This window comes from Methylorubrum podarium, assembly GCF_022179745.1.
GTDB classification, from domain to species: domain Bacteria; phylum Pseudomonadota; class Alphaproteobacteria; order Rhizobiales; family Beijerinckiaceae; genus Methylobacterium; species Methylobacterium podarium.
Genome location: NZ_BPRD01000312.1, coordinates 1 through 15,632, shown reverse-complemented (window position 1 = coordinate 15,632; position 15,632 = coordinate 1). Strand labels below are relative to the sequence as shown.

General features: G+C 72.9%; 14 protein-coding genes and 1 pseudogene. 9 read left to right on the top strand and 6 right to left on the bottom strand.

Going from position 1 to position 15,632, the window contains the following annotated elements; translation table 11 throughout:
* Positions 1-61 precede the first annotated feature (61 nt).
* The 6 genes and pseudogenes from mnmE to MFF42_RS15725 all read left to right on the top strand — a co-directional run.
* Positions 62-1,396, top strand: a complete 1,335-nt coding sequence (gene mnmE / locus MFF42_RS15750; protein ID WP_238256588.1) for a tRNA uridine-5-carboxymethylaminomethyl(34) synthesis GTPase MnmE — start codon at positions 62-64, stop codon at positions 1,394-1,396.
* A gap of 153 nt (positions 1,397-1,549) precedes the next feature.
* Positions 1,550-3,424, top strand: a complete 1,875-nt coding sequence (gene mnmG / locus MFF42_RS15745) for a tRNA uridine-5-carboxymethylaminomethyl(34) synthesis enzyme MnmG (protein WP_238256587.1) — start codon at positions 1,550-1,552, stop codon at positions 3,422-3,424.
* Between the two features lie 90 nt (positions 3,425-3,514).
* Positions 3,515-4,150: a 16S rRNA (guanine(527)-N(7))-methyltransferase RsmG gene (rsmG, locus tag MFF42_RS15740; protein ID WP_238256586.1), complete on the top strand. Its 636-nt coding sequence runs from the start codon at positions 3,515-3,517 to the stop codon at positions 4,148-4,150.
* Complete coding sequence (locus tag MFF42_RS15735) at positions 4,147-5,007, top strand: ParA family protein (protein WP_238256585.1); 861 nt, start codon at positions 4,147-4,149, stop codon at positions 5,005-5,007. Before rsmG ends, MFF42_RS15735 begins: the two co-directional genes overlap by 4 nt.
* A 33-nt stretch (positions 5,008-5,040) precedes the next feature.
* The gene (locus MFF42_RS15730) at positions 5,041-5,937 is read left to right on the top strand and encodes a ParB/RepB/Spo0J family partition protein (protein WP_238256589.1); all 897 of its coding nucleotides are present in this window, start codon (positions 5,041-5,043) and stop codon (positions 5,935-5,937) included.
* A 4-nt stretch (positions 5,938-5,941) separates the two neighbouring features.
* Positions 5,942-6,208 (top strand): annotated as a pseudogene (locus tag MFF42_RS15725) ((S)-ureidoglycine aminohydrolase); the annotation flags it as partial.
* A gap of 46 nt (positions 6,209-6,254) precedes the next feature.
* Here the strand turns inward: MFF42_RS15725 and MFF42_RS15720 are convergent.
* The 3 genes from MFF42_RS15720 to lptE all read right to left on the bottom strand — a co-directional run bounded on the left by MFF42_RS15720 (position 6,255) and on the right by lptE (position 8,779).
* Positions 6,255-7,118, bottom strand: a complete 864-nt coding sequence (locus tag MFF42_RS15720; RefSeq protein WP_238256584.1) for an intradiol ring-cleavage dioxygenase — start codon at positions 7,116-7,118, stop codon at positions 6,255-6,257.
* A gap of 64 nt (positions 7,119-7,182) precedes the next feature.
* On the bottom strand, positions 7,183-8,214 hold the full coding sequence (holA, locus tag MFF42_RS15715) for a DNA polymerase III subunit delta (protein WP_238256583.1): 1,032 nt from the start codon (positions 8,212-8,214) through the stop codon (positions 7,183-7,185).
* Between the two features lie 10 nt (positions 8,215-8,224).
* On the bottom strand, positions 8,225-8,779 hold the full coding sequence (gene lptE, locus MFF42_RS15710) for an LPS assembly lipoprotein LptE (protein ID WP_238256582.1): 555 nt from the start codon (positions 8,777-8,779) through the stop codon (positions 8,225-8,227).
* A 410-nt stretch (positions 8,780-9,189) separates the two neighbouring features.
* Between lptE and MFF42_RS15705 the strand changes: the two genes are divergently transcribed.
* The 3 genes from MFF42_RS15705 to MFF42_RS15695 all read left to right on the top strand — a co-directional run bounded on the left by MFF42_RS15705 (position 9,190) and on the right by MFF42_RS15695 (position 13,201).
* Positions 9,190-9,531 (top strand): hypothetical protein, encoded by a 342-nt coding sequence (locus MFF42_RS15705; protein WP_238256581.1) that lies wholly within the window; start codon positions 9,190-9,192, stop codon positions 9,529-9,531.
* A 159-nt stretch (positions 9,532-9,690) separates the two neighbouring features.
* Complete coding sequence (locus MFF42_RS15700) at positions 9,691-10,803, top strand: DUF2125 domain-containing protein (protein ID WP_238256580.1); 1,113 nt, start codon at positions 9,691-9,693, stop codon at positions 10,801-10,803.
* Positions 10,804-11,113: 310 nt separating this feature from the next.
* Positions 11,114-13,201: a tetratricopeptide repeat protein gene (locus MFF42_RS15695; protein WP_238256579.1), complete on the top strand. Its 2,088-nt coding sequence runs from the start codon at positions 11,114-11,116 to the stop codon at positions 13,199-13,201.
* 32 nt (positions 13,202-13,233) lie between these two features.
* Here MFF42_RS15695 and MFF42_RS15690 read toward each other — a convergent pair whose 3' ends face one another.
* From MFF42_RS15690 to MFF42_RS15680, 3 genes are all read right to left on the bottom strand, one after another.
* Positions 13,234-14,178, bottom strand: a complete 945-nt coding sequence (locus MFF42_RS15690) for a glycosyltransferase family 92 protein (protein ID WP_238256578.1) — start codon at positions 14,176-14,178, stop codon at positions 13,234-13,236.
* 16 nt (positions 14,179-14,194) lie between these two features.
* Positions 14,195-15,133, bottom strand: a complete 939-nt coding sequence (locus MFF42_RS15685; RefSeq protein WP_238256577.1) for a prephenate/arogenate dehydrogenase family protein — start codon at positions 15,131-15,133, stop codon at positions 14,195-14,197.
* On the bottom strand, positions 15,130-15,632 hold a 503-nt coding region (locus MFF42_RS15680), incomplete at its 5' end, for an aminotransferase class I/II-fold pyridoxal phosphate-dependent enzyme (RefSeq protein WP_238256576.1). The genes MFF42_RS15680 and MFF42_RS15685, both read right to left, overlap by 4 nt.

Genomic DNA, 15,632 nt, shown 5'->3' with positions numbered 1-15,632 from the left:
GGGGACAGGCCATGCTCTAACCGAAGCGATACAGCCGAAAACGGCATTGCACGATCCGGCGATGACACCCTCCCTTCCCACCCGCACCGACACCATCTTCGCCCCGGCGAGCGGCTTCGGCCGGGCGGCGGTGGCGGTGGTGCGGATCAGCGGGCCCGCTGCCGGGGCGGCCCTCGACCGGCTGGCCGGCGGACGACCGGAGCCGCGCCGGCTCTCCCTGCGCCGCCTGCGCGATCCCGCATCCCATGAAATCCTCGATCAGGCTCTCGTCGCCTGGCTCCCCGGCCCTGCCACCGCCACCGGCGAGGACATGGCCGAGCTGCACCTGCACGGCGGCCTCGCCGTGCGGGCCGCGGTGCTGCGGGCGCTCGCGCGGGTGCCGGGCTGCCGGTTGGCGGAGGCCGGGGCTTTCAGCCGCCGCGCCTTCCTCAACGGCCGCATCGACCTCACCGAGGCGGAAGGCATCGCCGACCTCATCGACGCCGAGACCGAGGCGCAGCGGATCCAGGCCCTGCGCCAGCTCGACGGCGCCCTCGGCCGTCAGGTCGCGGCGTGGCGTGAGACCGGCATCGAACTGCTCGCCGGCGCCGAGGCCGCCCTCGATTTCGCCGACGAGGGCGATGTCGACGAGGCGGGTCTCGACGCCGCCCTGTCCGGCCGCGCCGCGGCGCTCCGCGACGCGATCCGGGCGACGCTCGCCGACGGGCGCCGGGGGGAGCGCCTGCGCGAGGGCTTCTGCGTCGTGCTGGCCGGCGCCCCCAATGCCGGAAAATCGACGCTGCTCAACGCGCTGAGCGGACGCGATGCGGCGATCGTCTCGGACATTCCGGGCACGACCCGCGATGCCATCGAGGTCCGGTGCGACCTCGGCGGCCTGCCGGTGGTGCTGGTCGATACCGCGGGCCTGCGCGAGACGGAGGACGCGATCGAGGCGGAGGGCGTGAAGCGCACCCATCGCCGCATCCGCAGCGCCGACCTGGTGCTTCATCTCGTGCCGGCCGACGGCGAGGCCGTGGCGGAAGAGCTCGCGGACGTCCCCGTCCTCCCCGTCCGCACCAAGAGCGATCTCGCCACCGCAGAGGGGAGGGCGGGCGGAATCGCCGTCTCGGCCGTCACCGGGGCCGGACTCGACGCCCTTCTCGATGCGGTCCAGGACGCGGCTGCGGCCTCCCTCGGAAAGGGCGACGCGCTCGTCACCCGCGAGCGCCATCGGGACGCGTTGTCCCGGGCCGCCGGCCATCTCGACCGCGTCGCCACCGCGCCGACCGGTTTCCCGCCGGAACTGATCGCGGAGGATCTGCGCCTCGCCGTTCGGGCGCTGGGCGAGGTCGGCGGCCATGTCGGGGTCGAGGAGATGCTGGACCGGCTCTTCGCCGGCTTCTGCATCGGCAAGTGAGAGGACCGCGCAGAACGCTCGATGACCGACCGGTCGCGCTTCGGGCGTCTGCGCGACGAGCGTTTCGGCGGTACAGCGCGCGCCCATCGCCGACCTGTGTGACCGATCCGATCCGCGTTGACCTCGTCGACGGCGCGCGCATAAGCACGGACCATGTACGCATCTTCTTCCAGCTACGACGTCATCGTCGTCGGCGGTGGGCATGCCGGCGTCGAGGCGGCGGCGGCGGCCGCGCGGGTCGGCGCCCGGACGGCCTTGGTGACGCATCGGGCCGCGACCATCGGCGCGATGTCCTGCAACCCCGCCATCGGCGGCCTCGGCAAGGGGCATCTCGTGCGCGAGGTGGACGCCCTCGACGGGCTGATGGGCCGCGTCGCGGACGCCGCCGGCATCCAGTTCCGCCTGCTCAACCGCCGCAAGGGTCCGGCGGTGCGCGGTCCCCGGACCCAGGCCGACCGGGCGCTCTATGCCCGCGCAATGCAGCGGGCGGTCGCGGAGACGCCGGGGCTGACGGTGATCGAGGGCGAGGCCGACGACCTGATCGTCGAAGCGGGCCGCGTCGCGGGCGCGGTGCTCGCGGACTGGCGGCGGCTCGCGGCGGCGGCTTTGGTCATCACCACCGGCACCTTCCTGCGCGGGCTGATCCATATCGGCGAGCGGCAGATCCCCGCCGGGCGCGTCGACGAGGCGCCGGCCCTGGGACTGGCGGCGACGCTCGACCGGCACGGCTTCCGCCTCGGCCGCCTGAAGACCGGCACGCCGCCCCGGCTCGACGGACGCACCATCGACTGGGCCGCTCTGGAGATGCAGCACGCGGACGCCGACCCCGTGCCGTTCTCAACCCTGACCGAGCGGATCACGACGCCGCAGATCGCCTGCGGGATCACCCGCACGACGCAGGCGGTCCACGACCTGATCCGGGCCAACCTCCACCGTTCGCCGATGTATTCCGGCGGCATCAGCAGCCGCGGTCCGCGCTACTGCCCCTCGATCGAGGACAAGGTGGTGCGCTTCGGCGACCGCGAGGGCCACCAGATCTTTCTCGAGCCGGAAGGGCTCGACGACCCAACCGTCTACCCGAACGGCATCTCGACGGCGCTGCCCGAAGAGGTCCAGGCCGGGATCATCGCCGCCATTCCGGGCCTGGAGCGCACCCGCATCCTGCGCCCCGGCTACGCCATCGAGTACGACTACGTCGATCCGCGCGAGCTCGACGCCACGCTCCAGACCAAGCGCCTGCCGGGCCTGTTCCTGGCGGGGCAGATCAACGGTACCACCGGCTACGAGGAGGCCGCGGGGCAGGGGCTGGTGGCCGGCCTCAACGCGGCGCGTCTCGCCGGCGGCTCCGAGCTCGCGGTCTTCGACCGGGCCGAATCCTATCTCGGCGTGATGATCGACGACCTCGTCACCCACGGGGTGAGCGAGCCCTACCGCATGTTCACCTCGCGCTCGGAGTACCGCCTGAGCCTGCGCGTGGACAATGCCGACGAGCGGCTAACCCCGCGCGGCGCGGCCCTCGGCTGCGTCGGCGCGGCCCGCGCTGGGCATTTCGCGGCCTCGCAGTCGGCGCTCTCGGCGGCGCGCGCCCGGCTCGACGCCCTCAGCCTCACCCCGAACGAGGCCGCCGTCCACGGCCTCTCCCTGAACCGCGACGGCCTGCGCCGCAGCGCCTTCCAGCTCCTGTCCTATCCCGAGATCGGCTGGGACCGGCTGGCGGCGGTCTGGCCGGAACTGGCAGAGGTGCCGCCGCGGGTCGCGGAGCGGCTGCGCACGGACGCGACCTACGCCGTCTATCTCGACCGGCAGCAGGCGGACATCTCCGCCTTCCGCCGCGACGAGGCGGTGCGCCTGCCGACTTCCCTCGATTACGGCGCCATCGCCGGCCTCTCCAACGAGATGCGGCTGAAGCTCGACAGCGTGCGCCCGATGACGCTGGGGCAGGCGGCCCGCATCGAGGGCGTGACGCCGGCGGCCCTCACGCTGCTCGCGGCCCATGCCCGCCGTGGCCGAGCCGAGGCGACGGCGTGAGCAGGATGAGGACTTTATTCCGAAATCACGGGTCGATGACGTCCGACGCGACAGCGGATCTCGTGGCCAGGATCCGAAATATGAACTCGCATGAGCACTGATTTGCGCGCGCGCGTGCTGAGCGAGCACAATGTTTCACGTGAAACAACGGACGCGCTCGACCTCTACGTTGCGCAACTCACCCGCTGGCAGACCGTGAAAAACCTCGTCGGTCCGGCCACCTTGTCAGAGGTCTGGCAACGGCACATCGCCGACGCGCTACAATTGCTCGCCCTCGCGCCGAACGCGACGCGCTGGCTCGATCTCGGATCGGGCGCCGGCATTCCGGGCCTCGTCCTCGCCATCGCCGGCAAGGGCCGGCCCGATTTCCACGTCGGCCTCGTCGAGAGCAATGCGCGCAAATGCGCTTTCCTCTCGGAGACCGCCCGTCTCACCGGGGCGCCGGTCACCGTGCACAACGCGCGCATCGAAGCAGTCGTCGGAACGCTCACCGGCATCGACGTCGTCTGCGCCCGCGCGCTCGCTTCGCTGACGCAACTTCTGGCCTGGACCGAACCTTTGTTGACAAGCGGCACGATCGGGCTGTTTCCGAAGGGACGTGATGCAGCCGCGGAATTGACCGAGGCCGAGGATGCGTGGACATTCACCCGCGACCTGATTCCGAGCCGCACCGACTCGCAGGCACGGATCGTGCGCGTCACGTCGCTTTCCCGCGTGGACCCATGACCGATCTCTCCATGCCCGCACCGGCCCCGGCTGCTCCGGCTCAAGCCAAACCGCTCCGCGTGCTGGCGCTCGCCAACCAGAAGGGCGGCGTCGGCAAGACCACCACGGCGATCAATCTCGGTACGGCGCTGGCCGCCATCGGCGAGCAGGTGCTGGTGATCGACCTCGACCCGCAGGGCAACGCCTCCACCGGGCTCGGCATCGACCGCCGCCGCCGCAAGATCTCGACCTACCATGTCATGGCGGGCGAGGCGCCGCTGGCCGACGCGATCACGCCGACCGCGGTGCCGCGCCTCTCCGTGGCGCCCTCGACCATGGACCTGCTCGGCCTCGAACTCGAACTGGCGAGCGCGCAGGACCGGGCGCATCGCCTGCGCAACATCCTGCGCGAGCTCCGGATGCCGGAGGGGGCCGAGCCGATCAGCTACGTGCTGATCGATTGCCCGCCCTCGCTCAATCTGCTCACCATCAACGCGCTGGCCGCCGCCGACGCGGTGATGGTGCCGCTGCAATGCGAGTTCTTCGCCCTCGAGGGCCTGAGCCAGTTGCTGCGCACGGTCGAGCAGGTGCGCGGGGCGCTGAACCCGAAGCTCCAGATCCAGGGCGTCGTGCTGACCATGTATGACCCGCGCAACAACCTCTCGACCCAGGTGGTCGCCGACGTGCGCGGCTTCATGGGCGACAAGGTCTACGAGACCATGATCCCGCGCAACGTGCGCGTGTCGGAAGCGCCCTCACACGGCAAGCCGGTGCTGCTCTACGATCTCAAATGCGCCGGCTCGCAGGCCTATCTCCGGCTCGCCTCGGAAGTGATCCAGCGCGAGGGCCGGGCGCCCCCGCCCGCGGCCGCCGCTTAAGTCATTCAAGAGTTTGGAGTTTCGATCGTGGCAATGGCGGATGATACGGCGCGGCCGCGGCTCGGACGCGGTCTCGCCGCGCTGATCGGCGACTTTTCCGACGACAGCCCGGAGGGGGCGGCCCGCACCGCCGGACATCCGCAACGCAAGGTGGCGGTGGAGTTCCTGCGCCCGAACCCGCGCAACCCGCGCCGCCGCTTCTCGGAGCCGGAACTCGACGAGCTGGCCGCCTCGATCCGCCAGCGCGGCGTGATCCAGCCCATCGTCGTGCGCGCACTCCCGGGCGTGCCCGGCACCTTCGAGATCGTCGCCGGCGAGCGGCGCTGGCGCGCGGCCCAGCGGGCGGGGCTCAACGAGGTGCCGGTGGTCGTCGTCGAGATCGACGACCGCACCTCGCTCGAATACGCGATCCTGGAGAACGTCCAGCGCACCGACCTGAACGCCATCGAGGAGGCGGCGGGCTACGAGCGGCTGATGGGCGAGTTCAAGTACACCCAGGCCGAGCTCGCCGACCTCCTCGGCAAGAGCCGCAGCCACCTCGCCAACACCCTGCGCCTGCTCCAGCTTCCGCCCGCGATCCAGGATCGGGTGATCGCCGGCGAGATCACCGCCGGCCACGCCCGGGCGCTGCTCTCCCTGCGCGATCCGGAGGCGGTGGCCCGCCGCATCGTCGCCGAGGGGATGTCGGTGCGCGAGGTCGAGGCGCTCGCAGCGGCCGAGGTGCCGCAGGACGACGCGCCCCGCCCCGGCCGCCCGCGCCGCTCGGCAGACGGCGACGCCGCCCTGCGCTCCCTGGAGGACGTGCTCGGCCGGGCGCTGGGCTACCGCGTGGCGGTGAAGGCCAAGGCGAGCGGGGAGGGCGAGATCCGCATCCGCTACGCCAGCGCCGAGGAGCGCGACGCCCTCTGCCGCAAGCTCGGCGGAGCCTGACGCGATCGACCGCCGCGATCACGGCGCGAGCGGCGGCCTTCCCGATCAGACCGCGCTTGATACCGGCCGCGCGGTCTTCACCGAAGCCTATGCCGTGATCCCGCAGGGGGTCATGCGCGACATCGTCATGAGCCCGTTTCCGTTCCGGGGGAAGACCCGCGCCCGGGTGCTGGCGCGGCCGATGACGGGCTTCTCCGAAACCTTCTGCCACGGCCTGACGGAGACCGGGCCGGAGGCCGGCGCCGAGGCCGTGCTGTTCGTGGTGGACGGCGCGCCCTGGCGGATCGCGGGCGAGGCGAACTCGGCCTGAGCCGCCCTCACGGACGACGCGACAGCCCCGGCACGAGGGCGGCGAGCCGATCCTTCAGGGCGAGCCGCGGCGGCCCGAAACCGGGCGGCGGTCCCTGCCGCGGCCCGCCCGGCGGCGGGCGCTCGGGCCGGCCGGAGGGCGTGCGCGCCTGGTCGGTCCGTTCCGCCGCGTCGGCGCCGCGGTCCACGCCGATGACGAGGCTCGCGACGTAGCGGTCGCGCTCCTCCTTCACCGCGCAGAAGGCGCGCCGCTGCGGATCCTCCTCGCCGGCGATCCCGTCATTGGCGTTGACGACCAAGCGCTCGGCCCTGCGCCCGACATAGGCCGGCACCTGCGTGTACAGGAACTCGTTGAGCGCGTCGGGGAAGTAGATCTGCCCGGTCAGCACCGTGCGCCGGTCGAGGAAGACCTTGACGTGGATGTGGGTCGCACGGCCCGCGTACCAGCCCGGATAGATCGTCTCGAACGCCGCCCAGCCGCGCGCATCCGTGTGCTGGGTGCCGCGCAAGAATGTCTGGCCGCTGGTGTCGATGCTGCGCGAATCACCCTGGCCCGGATAGCCCGAGTAGAGCCCCTGCGCATCGCAGTGCCAGATATCGACCCGCGCGCCGTCCACCGGCGTGCAGGGCCCGGCCTCGATCACCTGCAGCCGCAGCCGCAGGGGCACGCCGGGCCGGCCCTCGGTGATGTCGGCGCGCACGAGGCGCGGATCGGTGTAGAACGGCCCCTCGATCGCCTGCGGCGTCAGCAGGCAGGCACCCTCGTCGCTGGCCGGGGACGCCGCGGCGGCCGGTCGGGCGGAGAAAAGGCCGGCGGTTCCCGCGCTCAGGAGCGCGAGCAGCCCGCGGCGCGAACTGGTGATCTCCGGCATCCGTCCCTCTCCCGCTGATGGTCGAGGGGGAGGCGATACGCCCGCAGGATGTCTCGATTGTTTCTCAGGGCCGCCGCCGCGCGGCCTCGACGGCGATGCGCAGGAACACGCCCTGCGCCTGGGCGTGGGCGAGATCCGGCTCGGACCGGCGGCAGGCGAGCACCGCGTCCTGGAGCCACGCCACCGCCTGCTGCAGCCCCGGCGCCGACCAGCGGGCGAGCTGGGTCTCGGCCAGCGCCTTGCGGCGGAAATGCAGGCCGCGCCAGCTTGCGACGAGCTGGCTCGCGCTGCCGCGCGGGTTGTCGAGGCGGAGGGACAGCAGGGTGAGGGCGTGGCGCAGGCCGGCGCCGAGCATCGCCGAGGGGTCCATCCCCTCGTGGCGGAAGCGGCGATATTCCCGCTCGGCCTCGCCCGCACGGCCGGCGAAGGCCGCGTCGATCAGCGCGTTGAGCACGCTCGCCCCGACATCGCTGACGATCGCCTCGACGTCGTCCACGCCGACGCTGCCCTGGCCGCGGGCGTAGAGGGCGAGCTTGCCGATCTCGGAGAGGCTGGCGCGGCGGTCGCTGCCGAGGCTGCCCGCCAGCAGGTCGCGGGCGTCGCGGTCGATGCGCAAGCCCTCCTCCTGCAGCGTCCGCTCGATCAGGTCGGCGAGCGTGCGCTCGTCATCGGGATAGCAGGGCAGGGCGAGCGCCTTGGGCGAGCCCTCGCACAGCGTGCGAAGCGGCGCGGAGCGGGCGAGGTCGCCGGCCTCCACCACGATGCGCGCGCCCTCAATCGGGGCCTTCAGCACCGCATCGACGGCGGGCGCGTAGTTGCGGCTGCCGGAGCGGACCCAGATCGTGCGGCTGCCGCCGAACAGGCCGACGGTGCCGGCCTCGTCCACGAGCCGTCCCGGATCGGAGGCGAGGGTATCGCCGTCGATCTTGATGAGCGCGAAGGGATCGTCGGGATCCGCCACCATGCCCCGCACCAGCCGCGCCGACCGGTCGGCGACGAGGCCGGTATCGGGCCCGTAGACCAGGATCACCGCGACGCGCGGATCGGGGCCGCGCCGGACCAGCCCCTCGACGTCGCCGGCCTTGACCGCCGTCATGCCGCCGCCGTCAGGGGTTCGGCTTGACGGCGAGGACGGAGGCGAGCCGGGTCTTGATCTGGTCGGCCAGCAGCTTGGCGAGGCGGATCTCGGCGTCGCGCGCGGCGCGCAGCGAGGCGAAGCGCTGGATCGAGCGGTCGTAGGTCGCGGTGCCCGTCGCGACGCCCTCGGTGAGGATGCGGCGCCCGTCCAGGCTCTCCAGCGAGAACTTCACCGTGCCGACGATGGTGCCGGCCTCCGCCCGCGCGGTCGTCGAGGAGACGATCGGCGTCTGGACCTGCTCGGAGCCCTGCATCTTCAGCCGGTAGCGCTTCGGCACGGCGGCCTGGCCGGTTCCGTCGAGATCGAAGATCAGCTCGCTGCGCAGGTAGTGCCCGAGGCGCTCCTGATCCTGGGCCATGTTGACGTCGTCGACCTGGATCGCGGCGAGCAGGCCCTGCATCGACTCGCCCGAGGCCGTCGGCCCGTAGAGCGGACGGAAGCAGGCGCCGAGATTCAGCGCGAGACCGGCGGCGAGCGCGAGCCGCGCGATTCGAACCCCCGGCCGCTTCGTCGCCACACCCATCACCCGCGCCCCAAGGCTGTTTCCGCGCCGCGTCCCGCCGATCCGCCCGAGACCGAAGTCTCCGAAGCCGGACCGGCGCACGGCTCCGCTTGTACGGCAGGCACCGCGCCCGGTCACCCTGCCAGATCCATGCTTTACGAAGGCTGTGCGGCGAGACGATGATCGCGCGATCGAATCGGGACATCGCGGGGAGTTCAAGACAGCGCCGTCGCTTGTGGAACCAGACGGCGATCCCCACCTTGATCTGACCCCGGAATCCTTCCCGAACAGCGCCTTGACGGCGATCGGGCGAGCGTCGTAGAACAGAACAAATGGCGAACAAACGAGCCCTGTCCTGGTCGGTCGCGCTCCGCGATCTGAAGGACGATCGATCCCGGAGAGCGGATGTGCGCGAGGAGCGTCTCCGAACCATGGCGGGCCTGCGCGGCGCCGCCCCCGCCCTGAGCGCGTGGCGCGGGCGTTCCGGCCGCCGCTACGTCGTCGGCGTCCATGAGCTGGCCGAGCCGGACCTCGCCGAGGTCGACGAGGCGGTGGTCATCGCCGTGCGGCGGGACGATGCGGGCATCGCCCAGGCAGTGTCGATCGCCGCGTCCGGCAAGGGGCCGCGCGAGCGCCTTCACCGCAACTGGCTGGCCCGCGCCCGCCAGAAGGGCGCGACGGAGATGCACGTCCACCGCCTCGCGGAAGGGGAGGACGAGCGCCGCGCCGTCGTCGCCGACCTCGCCGTCGAGACGGAGACGGCGAGCGCCTGATCGCCCGTCCGGGCCCTCGTCCGCTCTCCGGCCCGTGACGGCCGGGGGCGGGGCAAGCCCTTGCCTCGGCCTTCGCCTTGGCCCTTGCCTTGCGCCGCCCCTCTCTCCAAACACGGGGGCGTCCGGCCGGTCCTGCCGGACCGCGCAGGAAAGAGCCCGATGGCGCAGACCCCCGAACCGATCCCCGGCGGACCCGCCCCCCGGCGGCGCAGACGGATCGGCCTGTTCCTCCCCTACATCCTCCTCGCCGCCCTCGTCGTCGCCTGGACCGGCGCGTGGTTCTTCATCCGCGCCAAGGCCGAGAGCGAGATGGATGCGTGGCTCGCCCGCGAGGCTCAGGCCGGCCGGCAATGGACCTGCGCCGACCGCTCGATCACCGGCTTCCCCTTCCGCCTCGAACTGCGCTGCGCCTCGGTCCGCTTCGCCCGCTCCGACGGCAGCTTCACCCTCGGGCCGACGACCGCCGTGGTGCAGGTCTACGATCCGCGCCACGTCGTCCTCGAAGCCACCGGCCCGTTCCATGTCGAGCAGGGCGACCTGACCGGCGACGTGACGTGGAAAGCCCTGGACGCGAGCTTCCACGCCACCTCCGACGGCTTCAGCCGCGCCTCGCTGGTCGTCGATGATCCGACGGGCAAGGTTCTCTCCGCGGATCTGGGCCCGGTGGATTTCGCCGCCCGGCACCTCGAACTGCATGCCCGGCCGACGCCCGGCCGTTTCGAGAGCGACGGCGCCGTCGATGTCAGCCTGCGCCTCGCCAAGGCCGCCGTGCCGCGGCTCGACGCGCTCGCCGGCAGCAGCGATCCGGCCGATATCGATCTCGACACGACCATCGAGCGGGCCGCCGTGCTGCGCACCGGCACGGTGGCGCGGGAACTGGAGACGTGGCGCCGGGCCGACGGCCGCCTCGACGTGACGCGCCTCTCCATCGCCAAGGGCGAGCGCCGCCTCCAGGCCAAGGGCGAGGTCGGCCTCGACGAGGCGCATCGCCCCGAGGGCCGCTTCGACATCCGCGCCCTCGGGCTCGAGGCCCTGGTCGGGCAGGTGATGGGCCAGCGCTTCGGTTCGGACAAGGGTGCCCTGATCGGCAACCTCGTCGGCCAGTTCCTCGGCGGGCTGCGCAAGCGCGAGGATGCCGGCGGCGACGCGCAGGCGGCGGGCGCGGACGGCGCCAACGGCCTCAAGCCCCTGCCGACCCTGCGCCTGGGCGACGGACGCCTGATGCTCGGCCCGCTCGCCGTGCCGAACGTGGTGCTGCCGGCGCTTTATTGAGGCTCGATCCTCCGGCCTAGGACCGGCTCCGGAGCCGCCGACGTTTCGGTGGCGCCGTCGGCTTCCCGCCGATGACAACGCAGGCGCGTGCGCCATCTCCGCACGCGGAAACCGCACAATCCCGCCACCCTTCCCACCCCCGTGGACGCGCCGGCCGGACGGACGGCGTCCACGGGCCGTGTCGTCGGAGGATCCCGCCATGTCGTCGGAGACCGCAGCACCCTCTGCAGCAGCCTCGGCCCCGATGTCGGGTCCCCCCGAGCGATGCGGACGGTCCGAGGGGGCGCAGGGGCCACGGCGGGAGAGACCGGTGCGCGCCGCCCTCGGCGCGCTTCTCGTCGGCGTCGCCCTCGCGGTGCCGACCACCGCCGAGGCCGAGACGGAATCGAGCCCCACGCCTTCCTCGTCTCAGACGGCCCCGCGCGATCCTGCCGCGGAGGGGCGAGCACCGGCCTCGCCGCAGGCGCAGGGCGAGGCCTGCGACCGCGCCGTCGCCCTCCCGAAGGAGATCGAGGCCGTGAGCCCCGACCGGTCGATCCTCGACGGCGTGACCGAGGGGCGGACCGCCGCCCTGGAGGCCGCCGCGACCGCCTGCGCTGCCGCGGCGACCGCAGGGCCGGCGGAGGCGGGCGCCTCCTACCGGCTCGGCCTCGTCCTCAAGGCGCTGGAGCGCAAGGACGCGGCGCTCGCGGCCTTCCTGCGCGCGAAGGACCTCGGCTATCCCGGCGGCTACGACGCGGTCGCGGAGGGGCGCTTCGACGGGTCCTACGGGCCCGCCCTGCCGAAGGATCCGTCCGCCGGCCTCGCCGTGCTGAGCGAGGGCGTCGCGCGGACCGGCCATCCCGAGCTCAAGCGCTATCTGGCCCGGAACCTCGCCGGCGCCGAGCCGCCGCAGGGCGACAGTGCCCGGGCGCTCACCCTTCTGGAGGAAGCCGCCCGCGCCGGCCACGCGCCCGCCGCGGCGGATTGGGCGCGGAGCCTCGCCGAGGTGGCCGAGGGGCAGCCCGCGCCGGACGTGGCGCGCATCCGCGCCCTCCTGGAGGAGGCCGTCGCGGGCGGAAGCCGCTACGCCGCCTTCGTCTACGGCCAGTTGCACGACCGGGGAGTCGGGCTGCCGCGGGATCTCGCGGCGGCACGGCGCTTCTACCTCCTGGCCGCGGAACGGGATTCGATCGCGGCCATGCTGGAGCTCGCGGGGATGATGCGGGAGGGCGAGGGCGGCCCCGTGGACATCGCCGGCCAGAGGCGCTGGCTCCTGCGGGCGAGCGGCCTCGGCAGCGCCAGGGCGACGCTGGCGCTCGCCAATTCCTACATCGACAAGGCGCCGATCAGCGTGACGCTCGGTCTCGTGCTGCTCGAACGGATGGCCGAGGGCGGCTCCGTCGAGGCCGCGCACGGGCTCGGCGTCCGCTATCAGGACGCCGGCGGCGTGGTGCGCGACTACGCCCTGGCGATGAAGTGGTTCCGCCGCGCCGCGGAGGCCGGCGACGGCCGGGCGATGAACCAGATCGGCACGATCTACGATTACGGCCAGGGCGTGCCGGCCGACCACGGCGAGGCGCGGCGCTGGTACGACCGGGCGGCCGCGAAGGGGGTGGCCGCGGCCTATACCGCCATCGGAATGCAGTACGACCACGCCCGCGGCGTGCCGCGCGACCTCGCCGAGGCCCTGGCGTGGTACCGCAAGGGGGCCGAGCGCGGCTCGGCCGCCTCCATGAACAATATCGGCTACGCCTACATGGCGGGCCGGGGGGTGGCGCGGGACGACGGGGAAGCCGTCCGCTGGCTCGAACAGGCGGTCGCGAAGAACGACCGGACCGCCAAGCTCAACCTCGCCAACCTCTATTTCCAGGGCCGCGGGGTGCCGAAGGATCCGATCCGCGGTCTCACCCTGCTGCAGGAGGCGGCCGAACAGGGGCTGCCCCAGGCGCTCAACGACCTCGCGCTGATGGAGATGAAGCGGCCGCAGCCGAACGGGGCGCGGGCGGTGCGGATGCTGCGGCAGGCCGCGGTCGACGGGGCGGCGGTCGCCTACCACAATCTCGGCATGGCCCTGATCCAGGGCTGGGACGGCGTGCCCGACTACGCGGAAGCGAATTACTGGTTCCGCCAGTCGATCGACAACCGCTCGGACATCGACGCCGCGGCCTATTCGGAGTCGCAGTTCCAGCTCGGCCAAAACCTCGTGGCCGGCCGCGGCACCGACCGCGACGTCGAGGGCGGCATGGGGCTGATCCTGGCCTCGGCCGCCGCCCGCAATCCCCGGGCGACGAGCTTCCTCAGGACCACCGGACAGGCGCGGGCGGTGAAAACCAGGGGCGGAAGCGGGACGTCCGTGCGGAAGGCCGGGACGGCCAAGGGCAGGAAGGCGCCCGCCAAGCGGAGGGCGCAGCGTTAGGGCGTCATTCCAGGCGGTGGCTGCCGACCCCCCTACCAGGGGCGCGGCGCCCCGAAGAGCTTGCGCTGGACGAAGCGGCCGGCGGCCTCGACGCGCGGCCGGTGCAGCTGGCGCAGACGCCAGAGGCGGTGCTCCCGCGGCGCGACCGGCCGCGCCAGTTCCGGCACGGCGCCGGCCCGCGCCCGCAGCCGCGCGGCCTCGGCCGGCGCGACGCTCTCCGCGTAGGCGAGGAAGTGGCGCATCTCGTCGAGGGTCGGCCCGATCCAGCTCCGGGTCCGGAGGCACGGCTCGGTCTCCGCGCGCGCCCCATTGCCGGAGTCAGCGGAGGCGGAGGCGGGATAGAAATTCAGCCGGATCTCCCCGTGCCGCACGCCGAGCACGGCGTCGGGCCGGCGCGGGTCCGGCTCGGCGGGGCTGAAGTCGCTCATCAGTCGCTCGCCCTGCACCAGCGGGACCAGGTTCGCGTCGGTGATCGCGGCGACGGCGCCCTGCCGATAGATCGCCGTGACGACGTGGTTCGCCTCGCCCTCCGTGTCGGCGAGGCTGCGGGGGAAGCGGCGCAGCAGGAGGTCGCCGGGGGCGCCTTCCGGCTCCGCGGTGTCGAAGACGCGCCGGTTGACCACCACCGCGCCGGCATGGGGCGGGATGCGGGCGATCCAGTCCTGGATCGAGCGGCCGGGCGCCGGCACCAGGACTTCGTCGAGGCCGAGGAAGGCGGCGAAGCGGAACAGCCGCGCCCGCGAGGCGAGAAAATGGTTGATGGCCGCGTAGAGCGGCGTGGTGCCGACGCGCGTCGGGCAGGGCAGGGTGGTGACGCCGATCGCCTCGTGCGCCTTCAGGAGCGCCGCGGCCTCGCCGTCGAGACCGTTGTCGTAGATGACGAAGTGGCGCACGCCGACCGCCCGGTGGACGGCGAGCCACTCGAACAGGTCGGGCGCCGCGCCCTCGACCACGGCCACGATGGCGAATGTCCGCATCTTCCGCGCCTCTCCCTCAGTTCTGCGGTGCCGCGGGCGCCGCCGCGTTGCGGGCGCGGCCGAAATCCGGCTCGGCGGTTTCCTGGCCCATGGCGACGATGCCGCGGCGGATCGCGCGGGTGCGGGTGAACAGGTCGTGCAGGGCCTCGCCGTCGCCCCAGCGGATCGCCCGCGACAGGGCCGACAGGTCCTCGTTGAAGCGCCCGAGCATCTCCAGCACCGCGTCGCGGTTGGTCAGGAAGATGTCGCGCCACATGGTCGGGTCGGAGGCGGCGATGCGGGTGAAGTCGCGAAAGCCGCCGGCGGAGAACTTGATGACTTCCGACTGCGTGACTTCTTCGAGGTCGGCCGCCGTGCCGACGATGTTGTAGGCGATCAGGTGCGGCACGTGGCTGGTGATGGCGAGCACGAGGTCGTGGTGCTCGGGCGTCATGGTCTCGACGATGGCGCCGAGGCCCTGCCACAGGCCCTGCACCCGCTCCACCGCCGCCGGATCGGCCCCCTCCGGCGGGGTCAGGATGCACCAGCGGTTCGAGAACAGGGTGGCGAAGCCCGAATCCGGCCCCGAATACTCGGTGCCCGCCACCGGATGGGCCGGCACGAACGGATTCTTCTCGGACAGATGCGGGGTAACGGCCGCGACGACGGCGGCCTTGACCGAGCCGACATCGGAGACGACGGCGCCGGGCTTCAGGTGCGGCGCGATCCCCGCCGCCACGTCACCGATGGCGCCGACCGGCACGCACAGGATCACGAGGTCGGCCCCGGCGACCGCCGAGGCCTCGGTGCTCGCCGTCTCGGCGAGTCCCAGCGCCGTCACCCGCTCGATCACGCCCGCATCGCGGTCGATCGCCACGATCTCGCGGGCGAGGCCGTAGGTCCGGGCACCGCGGGCGATCGAGGAGCCGATCAGGCCCAGCCCGACGATGGCGAGGCGCTCCACCACCGCGCTCACGGACGCGACGCTCCCACGAAGGCGGTCAGCGCATCCACGAAGGCGCGGTTGGCCTCCTCGCTGCCAACGGTCACCCGCAGGGCGTCGGGCAGGCCGTAGGAGGAGACGCGCCGCACGATCACGCCCGCGCGCGTCAGGTGCGCATCCGCCTCCGCCGCCGTGCGGCCGGGCGCGTCGGAGAAGTGGACGAGCAGGAAGTTGCCGACGCTCGGCGTCACGGCAAGACCGAGCGCCTCGACCGCGCGGGTGAGCCAGGCGAGCCATTCGTCGTTATGCGCCACCGCCGCCGCGACATGGGCCTCGTCGGCGATCGCCGCCGCCCCCGCCGCGATGGCCGCGGCCGAGACGTTGAACGGCCCGCGGATGCGGTTGACCGCATCGACCACCGCCTCGGAGCCGACCATCCAGCCGATGCGCTGCGCCGCCAGCCCGTGAATCTTCGAGAAGGTGCGCGTCATCACGACGTTCGGCGCTTCGAGCGCCAGTTCGAGGCCGGCGG